The 15031-nt window shown below is 69.7% G+C and carries 13 protein-coding genes; 4 read left to right on the top strand and 9 right to left on the bottom strand.

The window, feature by feature from the left end:
• Window positions 1–3: 3 nt before the first annotated feature.
• Both ACO2RJ_RS03065 and ACO2RJ_RS03060 read right to left on the bottom strand, forming a co-directional pair.
• Window positions 4–450, bottom strand: coding sequence for a DNA polymerase III subunit chi (locus ACO2RJ_RS03065; protein WP_423266531.1), 447 nt, complete (start codon window positions 448–450; stop codon window positions 4–6).
• A gap of 162 nt (window positions 451–612) precedes the next feature.
• Window positions 613–2127 carry a leucyl aminopeptidase gene (locus ACO2RJ_RS03060; protein WP_423266530.1) on the bottom strand — a complete coding sequence of 505 codons (1515 nt, stop codon included), beginning with the start codon at window positions 2125–2127 and terminating at the stop codon, window positions 613–615.
• A gap of 604 nt (window positions 2128–2731) precedes the next feature.
• On the opposite strand from ACO2RJ_RS03060, the gene ACO2RJ_RS03055 reads away from it, so the two are divergent.
• From ACO2RJ_RS03055 to rsmA, 4 genes are all read left to right on the top strand, one after another.
• Window positions 2732–5281: an LPS-assembly protein LptD gene (locus ACO2RJ_RS03055; RefSeq protein WP_423266529.1), complete on the top strand. Its 2550-nt coding sequence runs from the start codon at window positions 2732–2734 to the stop codon at window positions 5279–5281.
• A 123-nt stretch (window positions 5282–5404) separates the two neighbouring features.
• Window positions 5405–6340: a SurA N-terminal domain-containing protein gene (locus ACO2RJ_RS03050; protein ID WP_423266528.1), complete on the top strand. Its 936-nt coding sequence runs from the start codon at window positions 5405–5407 to the stop codon at window positions 6338–6340.
• A 22-nt stretch (window positions 6341–6362) separates the two neighbouring features.
• Complete coding sequence (gene pdxA, locus ACO2RJ_RS03045) at window positions 6363–7373, top strand: 4-hydroxythreonine-4-phosphate dehydrogenase PdxA (RefSeq protein WP_423266527.1); 1011 nt, start codon at window positions 6363–6365, stop codon at window positions 7371–7373.
• Window positions 7370–8215: a 16S rRNA (adenine(1518)-N(6)/adenine(1519)-N(6))-dimethyltransferase RsmA gene (rsmA, locus tag ACO2RJ_RS03040; protein WP_423266526.1), complete on the top strand. Its 846-nt coding sequence runs from the start codon at window positions 7370–7372 to the stop codon at window positions 8213–8215. The genes pdxA and rsmA overlap by 4 nt, the downstream gene beginning before the upstream one ends.
• A gap of 3 nt (window positions 8216–8218) precedes the next feature.
• On the opposite strand, the gene gmk is transcribed toward rsmA, so the two are convergent.
• From gmk to fabD, 7 genes are all read right to left on the bottom strand, one after another.
• Window positions 8219–8890: a guanylate kinase gene (gmk, locus tag ACO2RJ_RS03035; protein ID WP_423266525.1), complete on the bottom strand. Its 672-nt coding sequence runs from the start codon at window positions 8888–8890 to the stop codon at window positions 8219–8221.
• 6 nt (window positions 8891–8896) lie between these two features.
• Entirely contained in the window at window positions 8897–9787 is an 891-nt protein-coding gene (locus ACO2RJ_RS03030; RefSeq protein WP_423266524.1) for a YicC/YloC family endoribonuclease, read from the bottom strand.
• 193 nt (window positions 9788–9980) lie between these two features.
• Window positions 9981–11099 carry an endolytic transglycosylase MltG gene (gene mltG / locus ACO2RJ_RS03025; protein ID WP_423266523.1) on the bottom strand — a complete coding sequence of 373 codons (1119 nt, stop codon included), beginning with the start codon at window positions 11097–11099 and terminating at the stop codon, window positions 9981–9983.
• A gap of 300 nt (window positions 11100–11399) precedes the next feature.
• Window positions 11400–12665, bottom strand: a complete 1266-nt coding sequence (gene fabF, locus ACO2RJ_RS03020; protein WP_423268896.1) for a beta-ketoacyl-ACP synthase II — start codon at window positions 12663–12665, stop codon at window positions 11400–11402.
• Between the two features lie 71 nt (window positions 12666–12736).
• Window positions 12737–12979 carry an acyl carrier protein gene (locus tag ACO2RJ_RS03015; RefSeq protein WP_261402796.1) on the bottom strand — a complete coding sequence of 81 codons (243 nt, stop codon included), beginning with the start codon at window positions 12977–12979 and terminating at the stop codon, window positions 12737–12739.
• Between the two features lie 256 nt (window positions 12980–13235).
• Entirely contained in the window at window positions 13236–13973 is a 738-nt protein-coding gene (gene fabG, locus ACO2RJ_RS03010) for a 3-oxoacyl-[acyl-carrier-protein] reductase (RefSeq protein ID WP_423266522.1), read from the bottom strand.
• 12 nt (window positions 13974–13985) lie between these two features.
• Window positions 13986–14945 carry an ACP S-malonyltransferase gene (fabD, locus tag ACO2RJ_RS03005; protein WP_423266521.1) on the bottom strand — a complete coding sequence of 320 codons (960 nt, stop codon included), beginning with the start codon at window positions 14943–14945 and terminating at the stop codon, window positions 13986–13988.
• Window positions 14946–15031 lie beyond the last annotated feature (86 nt).

Here is a 15031-nt window from a genome sequence, read left to right as displayed (position 1 = left end):
GCCTCAGCCCGCCTTCGTCCAGCGCCCGTCATCCGCCTGCTTCCAGTAGGCGCAGTCGTGGCCGGCCGCCTTCAGCGCCTTCCACTGGGCGCGGGCGGCGTCGAGCGCGTCCGGGTCGTGCCCGTCAAACAGGATCAGCGCGCGCTGGTAGGCCTCAAGGTCGGGCGGCGGCTCGGCGCCGTCGACCAGCACGCGCACGGCCGCGCCGTTGGGATTGCCCTCGGTCGTCGTCAGCCAGATCGGCTCATCCTGTCCGTCGGGATCAGCGGAATGGGCGAGAAAGCTCTCGTCCGACGAGGTCCACAGCGTGTCGTCGAGCGCCGAGACGCGTTCCGCGCTCGAAGCCTGCACGACGACCCTCCACTTCCGCTCGAGGCATTTTTCGAGCAGCGCCGGCAGCGCCCTGTCGAGCGGCTGCCGCGTAAGGTGGTAGAAGAAGATCTCGGTCATCGCCCCGCGGCCGTCCAGAAGCAAACGCGTCGTCCTCCGGCTCGACCGGAGGACCCATGTGCGTCGTCGAGCCCGACGTCCGACGGTGATGGTCCGGTCAAGCCGGACCATGACGAGCTCCCGCTTGGGTCGCCGCCCCACCGAGCGCGGGACGCCGGGCGGCTAACCCTCGTAGGAATCCCGCACCACGCGGTCGAGCAGGCGCACGCCCCAGCCCGAGCCCCAGCTCCGGTTGATGTCGCTCGAGGGCGAGCCCATGCCGGTGCCGGCGATGTCGAGATGCGCCCAGGGGGTGCCGTTGACGTGGCGCTTCAGGAACTGGGCGGCGGTGATCGAGCCGCCATGGCGGCCGCCGGTCTGCTTCATGTCGGCGAATTTCGAGTCGATCAGCTTGTCGTATTCCGGGCCCATCGGCATCCGCCACACCGGCTCGCCGGTCGCCTTGCCCGCCTTGAAGATGTTCTCCGATAGCTCGTCGTCGTTCGAGAACAGGCCGGCGTTGTCGACGCCGAGCGCGACCAGGATGGCGCCCGTCAGCGTCGCGAGGTTCACCATGAACTTCGGCTTGAAGCGGTCCTGCACGTACCAGAGCACGTCGGCCAGCACGAGGCGGCCTTCGGCGTCGGTGTTGATCACCTCGATGGTCTGGCCCGACAGCGAGGTCAGGATGTCGCCCGGGCGGTAGGCCTTGCCGTCCGGCATGTTCTCGACGCAGCCGATCGCGCCGATGACGTTGGCCTTCGCCTTGCGGCTCGCGAGCGCGTGCATCAGCCCGACGACGCAGGCGGCGCCGGCCATGTCGCCCTTCATGTCCTCCATGCCGGCGCCCGGCTTGATGGAGATGCCGCCGGTGTCGAACACCACGCCCTTGCCGACGAAGGCGATGGGCTGGGCGTCCTTGTTCTTCGCGCCGTTCCACCGCATCACCACGACGCGGCTCTCCTGCTCGGACCCCTGGCCGACCGCGAGCAGCGCGCCGAAGCCGAGCTTCTTCAGCGCCTTGTCGTCGAGCACCTCGACCTCGACGCCGAGCTCTTCGAGCTCCTGGGCCCGTTTGGCGAACTCCTTCGGGGTGAGCACGTTCGGCGGCTCGTTGACCAGGGTGCGTGCGGTCTCGACGCCCTCGGCGAGGCCTTCCTTCAGCTTCCAGGCCTTCTTGGCGGCGGACTCGTCGGCGACCGCGATGGTGACCTTGGAAAGCCGCGACGGCGTGTCGTCGTCCTTCTTCTTCGTCTTGTAGGTCTCGAACACGTAGCTGCGGAGCCGCATGCCGAGAGCGAGATCGGCGGCCGCCTCCGCGTCCGGAGCGCCGGACGCGGCGTCGAGCAGGACCACGACCTGTTCCGCCGCATCGGGGACGCGGCCGCGGATCTGCCCGCCGAGCTTCACCCAGTCGACGGGCTCCTTTCCGTCGCCGAGACCGACGACGACCAGCCGATCGAGATCCGTGATCAGCGGGGCAAGCATCTCGAAGCCCGAGCCGGCCTTGGCCTTGAAGCGCTCCGCGGCGGCCGCCCGCGCGATCGCCGGCTCGATCGGCGCCAGAAAGCGCGCCGTCGCGTCGCCGAAGGCGAGGTCCGGGCCGGCCAGCGCGACCACCACTCCCGACGGCTCGGCGGAAAGCTTCTGGAACGCGATCTTCAGCGGCGCCGCGGTCAACTCGATGGGTTTGGGCATGACAGGCGGAACTCCTCGGAGAATGTGGACGGCCTCGTGCTGAAGACGCGCGAGGACGAACGCGCGCAACCGCGAGGCGGAAATTCAGTGTCTCATCTATACGACACGCAGGCCGCCTTCCAGCGGTCGGAGGCCGGCTGGCGCCGACGCCGGCTTGCACGGACCGCCGAGCCGTCTTCAACTTGCAGCGCATGATCATCCGCGCGGCCGGGAGGCCGCGCCTCGGACAAGACGGCATGGCGCTGCTGTTCGGCCCAAGGACGCCCGAGCTGGGACCGAAGGCGCCGGGCCACGCGCCTCAGGCCAGAACGGCCGCTTCGGTCACGCCCCGTAAAGACTCCGCGCGCTATGGCTTTGCGGCGCGGGCCGAAGGGCCGCGGAGGAGTCTCGCGGCGCCCGATCGTACGCCGGCGCCACACCTCGGCGTCGAACGCGAGGGCCGCCCTTTTGGCGTTGGCGCGGAGCGCGGCTTCGTGCTTTATGGCGGCGCCGCATGCGCCGGTGATTTGGGGACGCGCAGGTCGGAGCGCCGACCGTCTTTCGCTCGCCAGTCAGCGGGTTTAGGACGGCTTCCTTCGGGGGTTGTGTTGTATCGGGAGGACGGATGACGCTCGCGCCGCGCCGCTCCCGTCCGATGCGTTCGGCGGGCCGGCGTCTCCTTTTCGCGACTCTGCTGGGTTCGGCCGGGCTCGCGCTCGGTCACGCTCCGACGAGCGCGCAGGTCTACAGCAACGACGTCCTGCCGCCCCTCCCCGACGGAGAGAAGCGAAAGCACGGCTTCGAGACGCTGCCGCGCAACCCCGTCGACAAGCGCCTGAAGAGCGCCAAGGCTGGTTCCGACGAGCACATGCTCATGGAGGCCAAGGAGCTCGTCTACGACTACGATCGTGAGGTCGTGACCGCCGTCGGCAAGGTCGACATCTACTACCAGGGCCGCGCGCTGCAGGCCGACCGGGTCGCCTACGACCAGAAGAACAACCGCGTCAAAGCGATGGGCTCCGTCAAGCTCACCGAGCGCGACGGCAACATCGTCTACGCCGACCAGCTCGACGTCACCGACGATTTCCGCGACGGCTTCGTCTCGCCTCTCAGGCTCGAGACGACGAACCGCACGCATTTCGCCGCCGCCCGCGGCCGGCGCGAGAACGGGACGCTGTCGGTGTTCGACCGGGGCGTCTACACGGCCTGCGAGCCGTGCCGGGAGAACCCGCAGAAGCCTCCTCTGTGGCAGGTGAAGGCCAAGCGCATCATCTGGCGCGAAGACGAGAAGATGATCTACTACGAGGACGCCACGTTCGAGCTGTTCGGTCAGCCGATCGCCTGGCTGCCCTACTTCTCGAGCCCCGATCCGACGGTGAAGCGCAAATCCGGCGTGCTCGCCCCGAGCCTCGCGCGATCCGGCGACGTCGGCTACAGCGTCGAGGTTCCTTATTTCTGGGCGCTGTCGCCGAGCTCGGACCTGACGCTCGCGCCGGTCGTCACGCAGAAGCAGGGCGTGATGCTGAAGGGCGAGTTCCGCCAGGAGCTGATCGACGGCGCTTATTCGATCCGCGCCGCCGGCATCAGCCAGACGAATTCGGACAAGTTCTCAGACAAGGTCCCGCTTCTCATCAACGGCGTGAAGCCGCAGGACGCGGGCCTTTCGATCGGCCCCGGCGACAAGAAGGAGCGCTGGGCGTTCGAGACCAAGGGCCATTTCGACATCAATGAGAAATGGTCCTGGGGCTGGGACGTGAACCTCGTCTCTGACAAATGGGTGCGCGGCGACTACGACCTCTGGGGCTCAAGCTACGACGCGACGTCGTCGCTCTATCTCATCGGCCAGGGCGACCGCAGCTGGTTCGAGCTTCGCGGCTACACCTTCTATGGCATGACGCGCTACGACCAGCAGGACCGCCTGCCTTGGGCGGCGCCCGTGCTCGACTACGAGTACACCTTCGAGAATCCGGTCGTCGGCGGCGAACTCTCGTTCGACATCAACGCCGCGACGATCCACCGCGACGAGTCGGACTATGCGCGCTACCGCACGCGCCTCCAGCCGCGGCCCGAGAACGCGCTGATCGGCGCGGCCGGAACCTACAGCCGCCTGTCCGGCGAGGTTCAGTGGCGCCGGCAGTTCATCGATCCGATCGGTCAGGTCTGGACGCCCTTCGCCTTCGCCCGCGGCGACCTGATCTACACGGACCCGAAGGACGACCCGCGCATGGGGCCGTTCCTCGACACCCGCCAGGACGCGGCGTTCCGCGGCATGGCGGGCGTCGGCCTCGAATACCGCTTCCCCTTCATCGCGGAGTCGAGCTTCGGCACGCACCAGGTTGAGCCGATCGCGCAGCTGCTGCTCCGGCCGAACGAAGGCCGGATCGGAAAACTTCCGAACGAGGACGCGCAGAGCCTGATCTTCGACGACACCACCCTGTTCGCCTGGAACAAATTCTCAGGCTACGACCGGATCGAGGGCGGCAGCCGCGCCAATGTCGGGGCGCAGTACACCTTCACCGCCGACAGCGGCGCGAGCTTCACCATGCTGGCTGGGCAGTCCTATCAGCTGTTCGGCCGCAACTCGTACAAGAGCTTCGACGATCCGACCCGTATCGGCCCGGATTCGGGACTGGACGAGCGCTCGTCGGACTATGTCGCGGGCGCGACGCTGGTCCCGAACCAGCATCTCGCCTTCGCCAGCCACTTCCGCTTCGACGACCGCGGCTTCGATCTGCGCTCCGCCGAAGTCGAGGGCCGCGCGACGTTCGAGCGGGTCCAGGCCAATCTGATCTACGGCCGCTACGACGAGCAGCCGCTGCAGGGTTATGACGACATCCGCGAGGGGGTGCTGGGCGGCGCGCGGATCTTCGTGACCGAGGACGCCTATGTCGAGGGCGGCGCCCGCTACAACTTCGACCGCGAAGTGTTCGACCGCACGCAGGTCGGCTTCGGGATCAACGACATCCAGCAGTGCCTGTCGCTCGGCTTCAGCTACATCCGCGAGATCGACAACAGCGCCGAGACGATCAAGCTGGACAAGGTCGATCACAAGTTCTTGCTGCGCGTCGATCTCAGGACGCTCGGAGGCGGAACCGTCACGACGCGCTCGAAGCAGACCCGCAACGACGACATGTTCGGCTCCAACCAGACCTTCCTCGCCCAGCAGCCGAACTGAAGGCGGACCGCGCAAATCGGCGGGCTCGCATCGTCTGATATGGTTGACGACCGGCGCCAGAACCCGGAAAAACGGCCGCGAGGTCCGCTTGGCGCGGGCGGTCGGCGAACCGATGGGAGTCGCATGTTCACCTCTGCGCGTATCCGGCGTCTTTTGCCCGCCTTCGCCGCCGCCGCGGCGCTCGCCGTCCTCTCGGCCGCGCCTGCGAGCGCGCAGTCGATCTCGGTGGTCGTCAACGGCCAGCCGATCCTGTCGAGCGAAGTCGCCGCGCGCGTCGCGCTGCTGAAGCTGTCCGGCGGCGGCAAGGGGGCGAGCGTCGCGGCCGCGAAGCAGGAGCTGATCGACGAGAAGCTCAAGGTCATGGAGGCCAAGCGCTACGGCATGACCGCCAGCGACGCCCAGGTCGACGCCGCCTTCGCGTCCATCGCTCAGCGCACCAAGATGTCTCCCGACCAGTTCGCCAAGGCGATCGGCCAACGCGGCGTCAGCGCGCAGACGCTGAAGAGCCGCATCGGCGCCGAGATGGTGTGGGCGCAGCTCGTGCGGCGCAAATTCGCCGCCCAGTTCGCCTCCAAGGAGCGCGACGTGATCGCGCAGATGGCCAGCCGCGGCGACGGCAAGGCCTCCAACAAGGCGACGCAGTACACGTTGCGGCAGGTGGTGTTCGTGCTGCCGAAGGGCGCGAGCGAGGCGCAGGCCACGCAGCGCCGGCAGGAGGCGATCAACGCCCGCGGCCGTTTTCCCGGCTGCGACGGCGCCGTCCAGTTCGCCGCGGCGCTGCGGGACGTCGCCGTCAAGGAGCCGATCACCCGCTCGTCCGGCGCGCTCGGCAAGGAGCTGACCGACATCCTCGACAAGGTGAAGATCGGCGGCCTCACCGAGCCCCAGCGCGTCGATCAGGGCTTCGAGATGATCGCGGTCTGCGAGCGCAAGGAGATCGCCGACGACAGCGTGCTCCGTCAGGCGGCCCAGGAGGAGCTGGGCAGCAAGGCGGCGCAGGAGCAGGCGGAGAAGTATCTCGCGCAGCTCCGCTCGCGCGCGGTCATCGAGAACCGCTGAGCGCGTGACGCGGCCCGTGGCCATGGCCCGGCCGCTCGCGCTCTCGATGGGCGAGCCGGCGGGCGTCGGTCCGGAGCTCGCGCTCGCGCTGTGGGCCCACCGGCGGACGCGCGACCTGCCCGCCTTCGCGGCCGTCGGCGACCCCGCGGTGTTTGCGGCGCGCGCGAAGACGATCGGCGTCGACGCGCCGATCGCCGAGGTGGAGCCCGAAGCCGCCGGCGCCGTGTTCGACGAGCGCTTCCCCGTCGTCCCCGTAGGCTCGACCTGCCTGGCCGCCCCGGGGCGCCCGGACCCGCGCGACGCGCAGACCGTCGTCGAAGCGATCAAGCGCGGCGTCGAACTGGTGCATGGCGGGCGCTGCTCGGCCCTGGTCACGCTGCCGATCGCAAAGGCCCCGCTCGTTGAGGCGGGCTTCCCTCATCCCGGGCACACCGAGTTTCTGGGCGCCCTCGCCGAAGAGCTGTGGGGCGCTCCCGTGCGCGCGGTGATGCTGCTGTGGGCCGAGGAGATCGCGGTCGCCCCGGTCACGGTCCACATCCCTCTCTCCGAGGTTCCGCGCCGCCTGACCGAAGACGCCATCGTCGAGACCGGCCGCATCGTCGCGCGCGATCTCTGCCGCCGCTTCCGGATCGCGCGTCCGCGACTCGCGGTCGCGGGGCTCAATCCGCATGCCGGCGAAAGCGGCGTTCTGGGCCCTGAAGATGACGCGATCGTCGCGCCCGCCGTGCGCCGCCTGCAGGCCGACGGCATTCTTGCGACAGGCCCTCTCCCGGCCGACACGATGTTCCACGCCGCCGCCCGCGCGCGCTACGACGCGGCGCTCGCGATGTATCACGATCAGGCGCTGATCCCCGTGAAGACGCTCGCCTTCGACCGCGCGGTGAACGTCACGCTCGGCCTTCCCTTCGTGCGGACCTCGCCCGATCACGGCACGGCGTTCGACATCGCGGGCAAGGGAGTGGGCGACCCGGCGAGCCTGCGCGCCGCGATCGAGCTCGCCGCGCGGCTCGCCCGCGAACCTGCCCTCGCGTGAGCCCGATCGACGATCTGCCGCCGCTCCGCGACGTCATCCGCCGCCACGACCTCGCGCCCAAGAAGTCGCTCGGGCAGAACTTCCTGCTCGACCTCAACCTCACCTCCCGCATCGCCCGCGCCGGCGGACGGCTCGACGGCGTGACCGTGATCGAGGTCGGCCCCGGTCCCGGAGGCCTCACGCGCGCGCTGCTCGCGGAAGGCGCCCGGAAGGTCGTCGCGATCGAGAAGGACTCCCGCGCCATCGCGGCGCTGGAGGAGATCGCGTCCCGCTATCCCGGCCGGCTCGAGATCGTCGAGGGCGACGCGCTCGAGATCGCGATGGAGGGCCTCGCCGGGGACGGTCCGGCGCGGGTCATCGCCAACCTGCCCTACAATGTCGCGACGCCGCTGCTCACCGGCTGGGTCGCCACCGAGGCTTGGCCGCCATGGTGGGACGGCCTCGTCGTGATGTTCCAGCGCGAGGTCGCCGAGCGGATCGTCGCGAAGCCCGGCGACGACGCCTATGGCCGGCTCGGCGTGCTGTGCGGATGGCGCTGCGAAGCGTCGATCGCCTTCGACGTGAGTCCGCAGGCTTTCACGCCCCCGCCGAAGGTCACGTCCTCGGTCGTGCGGCTGACGCCCCGCCCGACGCCGCTCGCATGCCCCGTGCGGGACCTTGAAGCCGTCACGCAAGCCGCCTTCGGTCAGCGCCGCAAGATGCTGCGGCAGAGCCTGAAAGGCCTGGGAGACGCTCAGGCGCTGCTGAGCGCCGCCGGCCTGGAGCCGACGCGGCGGGCGGAGGAGATTCCCGTGGAGGGCTTCGTGGCGCTCGCCCGCGCGGTCGCGGCGCGGCGCGGCTGAGCTTCAGATCAGGGTTTCGCCCAGTTCAGCCGCGAGCCGGTCGGCGAATTCGCCGATGGCGAGTCGGCGGACCCGCCTGAGGCGCTCCGCCTCGAGGATCGATCGAATCTCGTTGTAGCAGCGATCCAGATCGTCGTTCACGACGACATAGTCATAGTCCTTCCACCGCTCGATCTCGACCGCTGCGTTCCTGAGACGGCGCAGGATGACGTCGGGCGCGTCCTCGGCGCGCCGCTCCAGCCGCGCGCGGAGCTCGGCCGCCGACGGCGGCAGCACGAAGATGGTCGCGATGTCGTTCGGCATCGCCTCGCGCGCCTGCATCGCGCCCTGCCAGTCGATGTCGAACAGGATGTCCTGTCCCCCCGCCAACGCCTCCTCGACCGGCTTTCGGGGCGTGCCGTAGCAATTGCCGTGGACCACGGCCCACTCCAGCAATTCGCCGTTGTCGCGCATCGAGTCGAACTCGCGCTGACTTATGAAGCGATAGTGCACGCCGTCGATCTCGCTGCCCCGGCGCGCCCGTGTCGTGACCGAGATGGAGAGATTGAGACCCTCCGCCTTCTCCATGAGCGCGCGCGTGAGCGTCGACTTGCCGGCGCCGGACGGCGACGACAGCACGAGCACGAGGCCCCGCCGGACCATCTGTCGCGAAGCCACCACAGGGGTCGTCGCCATGCTCAGTCACTCCACGTTCTGGACCTGCTCGCGAAACTGCTCGACGACGGCCTTGAGTTCGAGGCCGATCGCGGTCAGAGCGCGGTCGTTGGATTTGGCGCACAGCGTGTTCGACTCGCGGCCGAACTCCTGGGCCAGGAAATCAAGCCGTCGTCCGACCGGCCCGCCTTCGCCGATCAGCGCCCGAGCGGCCGCGACATGCGCCACGAGACGGTCGAGCTCCTCGCGCACGTCGGCACGGGTCGCGATCAGGGCCGCCTCCTGATGCAGCCGCTCCGGATCGAGCGCGACGCCTGTTCCGATAAGCGCCGCGACCTGGTCGGCGAGGCGCTGGCGCACGGCTTCGGGCGACCGCCCCGGGCAGGCGTCGGCGCGGGCCACGAGATCCGCGATCGTCGCCAGCCGCTCGTTCAGCACAGCCTCGAGCGCGGCGCCCTCGCCCTCACGCGACATGGCGAGCGCCTCGACGGCCTGCGCGAAGTCGGCGACGACCGCCGCCTCGAACGCGGCGCGCTCGTCGGCGCCCTCCTCGGGTTCGACGAATTCGACGACGCCGCGTTGCGCCATCAGAGCGGCCACCGAAGGCGGAGTTGCGCTCGGCACGCGCTCGGCGATGGCCGCCGCCGCGGCCAGCACCGCCACGAGCGCCTCCTCGTTAATCCGCACCTCGACGCCGGTCGCCGTGCGGTCGATGGTGAGCGTCCCCTGGATCGCGCCGCGCTTCAGCCGCCCGGAAGCGACGGCGCGCGCCGCCTGTTCGACCGCGTCGAAGCCGGGCGGCGTGCGAAGCCGCAGGTCGAGACCCTTAGCGTTGACGCTCCGCAACTCCCACGTCCAGCGCGCGCGCTCGGACCCGCCGACGGTCCTCGAAAATCCGGTCATGCTGGCGAGAGGCATGGGCGGAAGGCACTCCTGTTCAATTGGGTTTGGAGCCTCTTTGAGCACAGAGGTCTCGCCGGCGCGCGCCCGAAGATGGACGCGAGGCGCCTTTTTCGGCGGTCAGAGGCTGAAAGGCTACGGCGCAGCCGCCCTCGACGCGCCCGCTCGCGATCCGCGGCCCAGGCGAGCCGCGCGCGCGTAAAGGCCGCTCTCAGCGCACGTCGGGCCGGCGACGGTCTGACGGCTTCGGCTTAGCGGGCGCCGACGATGACGAGGCGGGGGCCGCGCCCGTGGGCGCGTCGTCCGCCGGCGCTTCCGGCGCGGCGTCGTCGGGCGCGAGCCGATCCGCCGGCAGCGCGCGGCTGCGCTCGATCTTCCGCCACGCCGCGACGTTGCGGTTGTGCTCCGCGAGCGTCGTCGCGAAGGCGTGACCGCCGGAACCGTCCGCCACGAAATAGAGATCGTTGGTCTTCGCAGGGTTCGCCGCCGCCTCGAGCGAAGCACGCCCGGGATTGGCGATCGGCCCGGCCGGGAGGCCCGACACGACATAGGTATTGTAGGGCGTTCGGGAGGCGATGTCGGCGCGGTTCAGACTGCGGCCGAGCGTGCCGCGGCCGCCGACGAGACCGTAGACGATGGTCGGGTCCGATTGCAGCCGCATGCCCTTGGCGAGACGGTTCGCGAAGACCGCGGCGACGCGCTCTCGCTCCTCGGGAACGCCGGTCTCCTTCTCGATCAGAGACGCCAGCGTCACGAGATCATCGGGCGACTTGATGGCGGGCGACGGGGTGCGCGCCGCCCATACTTTTTCAAGCACCGCCTTCTGATGCTCCTGCATGCGCGCGATCATCTGCTCGCGCGACGCGCCGCGCATGAACTTGTAGGTCTCGGGCAGCAGCGACCCCTCGGGCGGCGTCGCCTTGACGTCGCCGGTCAGGAGCGGCTGGTCGCGCAGGCGATCGACGATCTGCAGGCTGGTGAGCCCCTCCGGGATCGTCACCGTATGCTCGATCGACTTGCCCGACGCGATGATGACCATCGCCTCGCGCATGCTGACTCCCGCCGGGAACGCGTATTCGCCGTAGCGCAGACGGTCCTTGACGCCATAGGCGCGCACGCCGAGCTCGAACAGCCTGGGATGATCGATGACCCCGGCGCGCTGCAGCGAATCGGCGATCTCGGAGACGCCCTGGTTGCGGGCGATCATGACCGTGGTCTCCTGGGCGAGCGGCCCGGGCTCGTCGAAGGTGGTCTTACCCCAGTAGAACGCGCCGGCGAGCGCGAGCACGACCAGGGTCAGGAACGTGAAGACGCCGCTGAGATAGCCCACGGCCGTCCCGTCGCGCCGCCGGCGCTTCCCGCGACCCGGCGGCGGCGTCTCGGGACCGCCGGCGCCGCCGCGTGACGTGGACGCAGGGGATCTGGACGCAGAGGATTTGGACGCCGGCGCCTCGGACGGGGCCGAGTCGGCGGACATGCGCGCGGTCGGATCGTCGGCTGGCGTCGCGGTAGGCTCGGGAGCCGGTCGTTCGGCTGTCACGTTTCACGCCCTCCGTCTTGTCGACGGCGCGCCGAAGCGGACCGTCGCGGGGTTGGAGCGCACTCTACCCGCGATTATGGCGAAAGACGCTCAGGCGTCGTAACGGCGGAACACCAGAGACGCATTGGTGCCGCCGAAGCCGAAGGAGTTCGACAGCGCGACCTCGATCGGCAGCTTCTTCGCCTTGAGCGGCACAAGGTCGAGGGCGGTCTCGACCGACGGCTCTTCGAGATTGAGCGTCGGCGGCGCGATCTGGTCGCGGATCGCGAGCAGCGAGAAGATCGCCTCGACCGAGCCGGCGGCGCCCAGCAAGTGGCCGATCGCCGATTTCGTCGACGACATCGTGATCTTGCCCGCGGCGTTTCCGACGAGGCGGGTCACCGCGCCGAGTTCGATCTCGTCGCCGAGCGGCGTCGAGGTGCCATGCGCGTTGATGTAGTCGACCTCGCTCGCCTGCAGACCCGCGCGCTTCAGCGCGGCCTGCATGCAGCGGAACGCGCCGTCGCCGTCCATCGCGGGAGCGGTGATGTGATAGGCGTCGCCGGACATGCCGTAGCCGACCACCTCGCCGTAGATCTTGGCGCCGCGGGCTTTGGCGTGCTCGAGCTCCTCGAGCACCACGATTCCGGCTCCCTCGCCCATCACGAAGCCGTCGCGGTGCTTGTCATAGGGCCGCGAGGCCCGCGTCGGCTCGTCGTTGAACGAGGTCGACAGCGCCCGGCACGAGGAGAAGCCGGCGACCGCGATGCGGCAGATCGGCGATTCCGTGCCGCCCGCTACCATCACGTCGGCGTCGCCGAGCGCGATCAGGCGCGAGGCGTCGCCGATGGCGTGCGCGCCGGTCGAGCAGGCGGTGACGACGGCATGGTTCGGACCCTTGAGCCCATGCCGGATCGAGACCTGGCCGGAGGCGAGATTGATGAGCCGGCCGGGGATGAAGAACGGCGATATCCGCCGAGGCCCCTTGTCGCGGAGGATGTGAGCGGCCTCCTCGATTCCCTGCAGGCCTCCGATGCCGGAGCCGATCATCACGCCCGTGGCGCAACGCTCGTCCTCGGTCTGGGGCTTCCAGCCGGAGTCCGCGAGAGCCTGATCCGCGGCGCCGATCGCGAAGGTGATGAAGTCGTCGACCTTACGCTGCTCCTTCGGCTCCAGCACCGCGTCGGCGTTGAAGGTTCCGTCGGAGCCGTCGCCGCGCGGGATGATGCCGGCGACGCGCGCGGGAAGATCGTCGACCTGGAACTGGTCGATCTTGCGCAGCCCGCTTTCGCCGGCCGTCAGCCTGCTCCAGACGGTCTCCACGTCGGCGCCGAGGGGGCACACGATGCCGAGCCCCGTGACGACGACCCGACGCATGCCATTCATGCCGTTCATGCCGCGGCCTTGATCGGACGTTTCTGACGCGTCATGACGTCGCCGGGCGCGGCTTACGCCTGCGCCGCATTCTTCTCGAGGAACTTCGTGGCGTCGCCGACGGTCAGGATGGTCTCCGCGGCGTCGTCCGGGATCTCGCAGCCGAACTCTTCCTCGAAGGCCATGACGAGCTCGACGGTGTCGAGGCTGTCGGCGCCGAGATCGTCGATGAAGCTCGCGTTCTCGGTGACCTTCTCGGCGTCGACGCCGAGGTGTTCGACCACGATCTTCTTCACGCGTTCGGCAATGTCGCTCATCGTTCTCATTCCTCGATCGTTGGGTCCGGAAGATCGTCCCGCCGGAACGTTCCGGCCTGGACCGTATCGTCCGGACCGCGATTCCACCGTGCAGGCTTTTTGAAGGCCGAGCGCGATCCGAGCAACTGATTTTGACGGACCGGCCCTGAAATCTGAGGCCGGCGCGCCTGTTGGCGCGGTCGGCGACGCAATTTTGCGGGTTCCTATCATGATCGCAACAGGCGCGCCAGACGCGCCCGCGCGCCGCCGAACGGCCTCAGATCATGGCCATCCCGCCGTTCACGTGCAGCGTCTGTCCCGTGACGTAGGCGGACTGTTCGCTCGCGAGATAGACCGTCGCGGCGGCGACGTCCGCGCCCACGCCGAAGCGGCCGGCCGGAATGCGGCCAAGCGCGCCCTCGCGCTGCTTCTCGTTCAGCGCGTCGGTCATCGGGCTCTCGATGAAGCCCGGCGCGATGCAGTTGACGGTGATGTTGCGGCTCGCGACCTCGGCCGCGAGCGATTTCGACATGCCGATCAGCCCGGCCTTGGAGGCGGCGTAGTTGCCCTGCCCCGGATTGCCGGTGACGCCGACGACCGACGTGATTCCGATGAGTCGACCGTAGCGCCGCTTCATCATGCCCTTCAGCGCCGCCCGGTACAGCCGGAAGCCGGCCGCGAGATTGACGGTCAGGACCTCCGACCACTCCTCGTCCTTCATCCGCAGGAACAAATTGTCCCGCGTCACGCCGGCGTTGTGGATCAGGATGTCGAGCCCGCCCATCGCGGTCTCCGCGGCGCCTGGAAGCGCGTCGACGGCCGCTGGGTCCTTCAGGTCGGCCGGCAGGACATGGGCGCGGTCGCCCAGTTCGCCCGCGAGCGCGTCGAGCGCCTCGCGCCGGGTGCCCGACAGCGCGACCGTCGCGCCCTGCGCGTGCAGAGCCTTGGCGATGGCGCCGCCGATGCCGCCTGTCGCGCCGGTGACGAGCGCGAAGCGCCCGGTGAGATCGAACATTCGCGTCTCCTCTCAGCCGTTGCCGACCCAGGTGGAATCAGCACTGACCCGCATGACGTCGTCGGGCGTTCCGACCGCCTCGCCGGTCGCCTCGGGCGCGATGCGCTTCACGAGGCCGGCCAGCACCTTGCCCGCGCCGATCTCGACGAAGCGCGTGACGCCGGCCCCCGCCATGAAGACGACCGATTCGCGCCAGCGGACGGAGCCGGTGACCTGCTCCACGAGCTTCGCCCGGATGGCTTCCGGATCCGTCAGGGGGCCGGCGGTGACGTTGGCGACTAGCGGCGCCCTGGGGGCGAGGATCTTCACGCCGGCCAGCGCCTCGCGCATGACCTCGGCGGCGGGCTGCATGAGCGCGCAGTGGAACGGCGCGGAGACCGGAAGCAGCATCGCGCGCTTCGCGCCGTGAGCCTTGGCGATCGCGATCGCGCGCTGGACCGCGGCCGTCGCGCCGGAGACCACCACCTGTCCCGGCGCGTTGTCATTGGCGGCGGCGATGACGTCGCCTTCGGCGGCCTCGAGGGCCACCGCCCGGGCTGCGTCGAGGTCGAGCCCGAGCAGGGCCGCCATCGCCCCCTGCCCCACCGGCACGGCCTTCTGCATCGCGTCGCCGCGGACGCGCAGCAGCTTGGCCGCGTCCGCGATCGACAGGCTGCCGGCGGCGGCCAGCGCCGAGTACTCGCCGAGCGAATGGCCCGCCACGAAGGCGGCATGGCGCGCGACATCGAGCCCGGCTTCCGCCTCGAGCACCCGGAGCGCCGCGAGGCTGACCGCCATCAGCGCGGGCTGGGCGTTGGCGGTGAGCGTCAGCGCGTCCTCGGGCCCTTCGAAAATGGTGCGGGACAGCGGCTCGCCGAGGGCGGCGTCGACCTCCTCGAACACGGCGCGCGCCGCGGCGAAACTGTCGGCCAAAGCGCGGCCCATGCCGACCTGCTGGCTTCCCTGTCCGGGAAAGATCAAGGCGATGCTCACTGCGCGGGGGTCCCCTTCCGCGGGCGTCTTGGCGGCCGTGCAAAGCAGGCGTGCGCGGGCCGTGTCAAGCGCGGCCATGCTGGACA

Source organism: Hansschlegelia sp. KR7-227 (assembly GCF_049446035.1).
In the GTDB taxonomy this organism is placed as follows: domain Bacteria; phylum Pseudomonadota; class Alphaproteobacteria; order Rhizobiales; family Methylopilaceae; genus Methylopila.
The sequence above is the reverse complement of the archived record's forward strand: the minus strand, read 5'-3'. Positions and strand labels throughout refer to the sequence as shown.

Coding starts and splice junctions, on each gene's coding strand:
- ACO2RJ_RS03065 (WP_423266531.1), bottom strand. CDS start 450: ATGACCGAGATCTTCTTCTACCACCTTACGCGGCAGCCGCTCGACAGG.
- ACO2RJ_RS03060 (WP_423266530.1), bottom strand. CDS start 2,127: ATGCCCAAACCCATCGAGTTGACCGCGGCGCCGCTGAAGATCGCGTTC.
- pdxA (WP_423266527.1), top strand. CDS start 6,363: ATGGCCCGGCCGCTCGCGCTCTCGATGGGCGAGCCGGCGGGCGTCGGT.
- ACO2RJ_RS03030 (WP_423266524.1), bottom strand. CDS start 9,787: ATGCCTCTCGCCAGCATGACCGGATTTTCGAGGACCGTCGGCGGGTCC.
- fabG (WP_423266522.1), bottom strand. CDS start 13,973: ATGTTCGATCTCACCGGGCGCTTCGCGCTCGTCACCGGCGCGACAGGC.
- ACO2RJ_RS03050 (WP_423266528.1), top strand. CDS start 5,405: ATGTTCACCTCTGCGCGTATCCGGCGTCTTTTGCCCGCCTTCGCCGCC.
- ACO2RJ_RS03055 (WP_423266529.1), top strand. CDS start 2,732: ATGACGCTCGCGCCGCGCCGCTCCCGTCCGATGCGTTCGGCGGGCCGG.
- gmk (WP_423266525.1), bottom strand. CDS start 8,890: ATGGCGACGACCCCTGTGGTGGCTTCGCGACAGATGGTCCGGCGGGGC.
- fabF (WP_423268896.1), bottom strand. CDS start 12,665: ATGCGTCGGGTCGTCGTCACGGGGCTCGGCATCGTGTGCCCCCTCGGC.
- ACO2RJ_RS03015 (WP_261402796.1), bottom strand. CDS start 12,979: ATGAGCGACATTGCCGAACGCGTGAAGAAGATCGTGGTCGAACACCTC.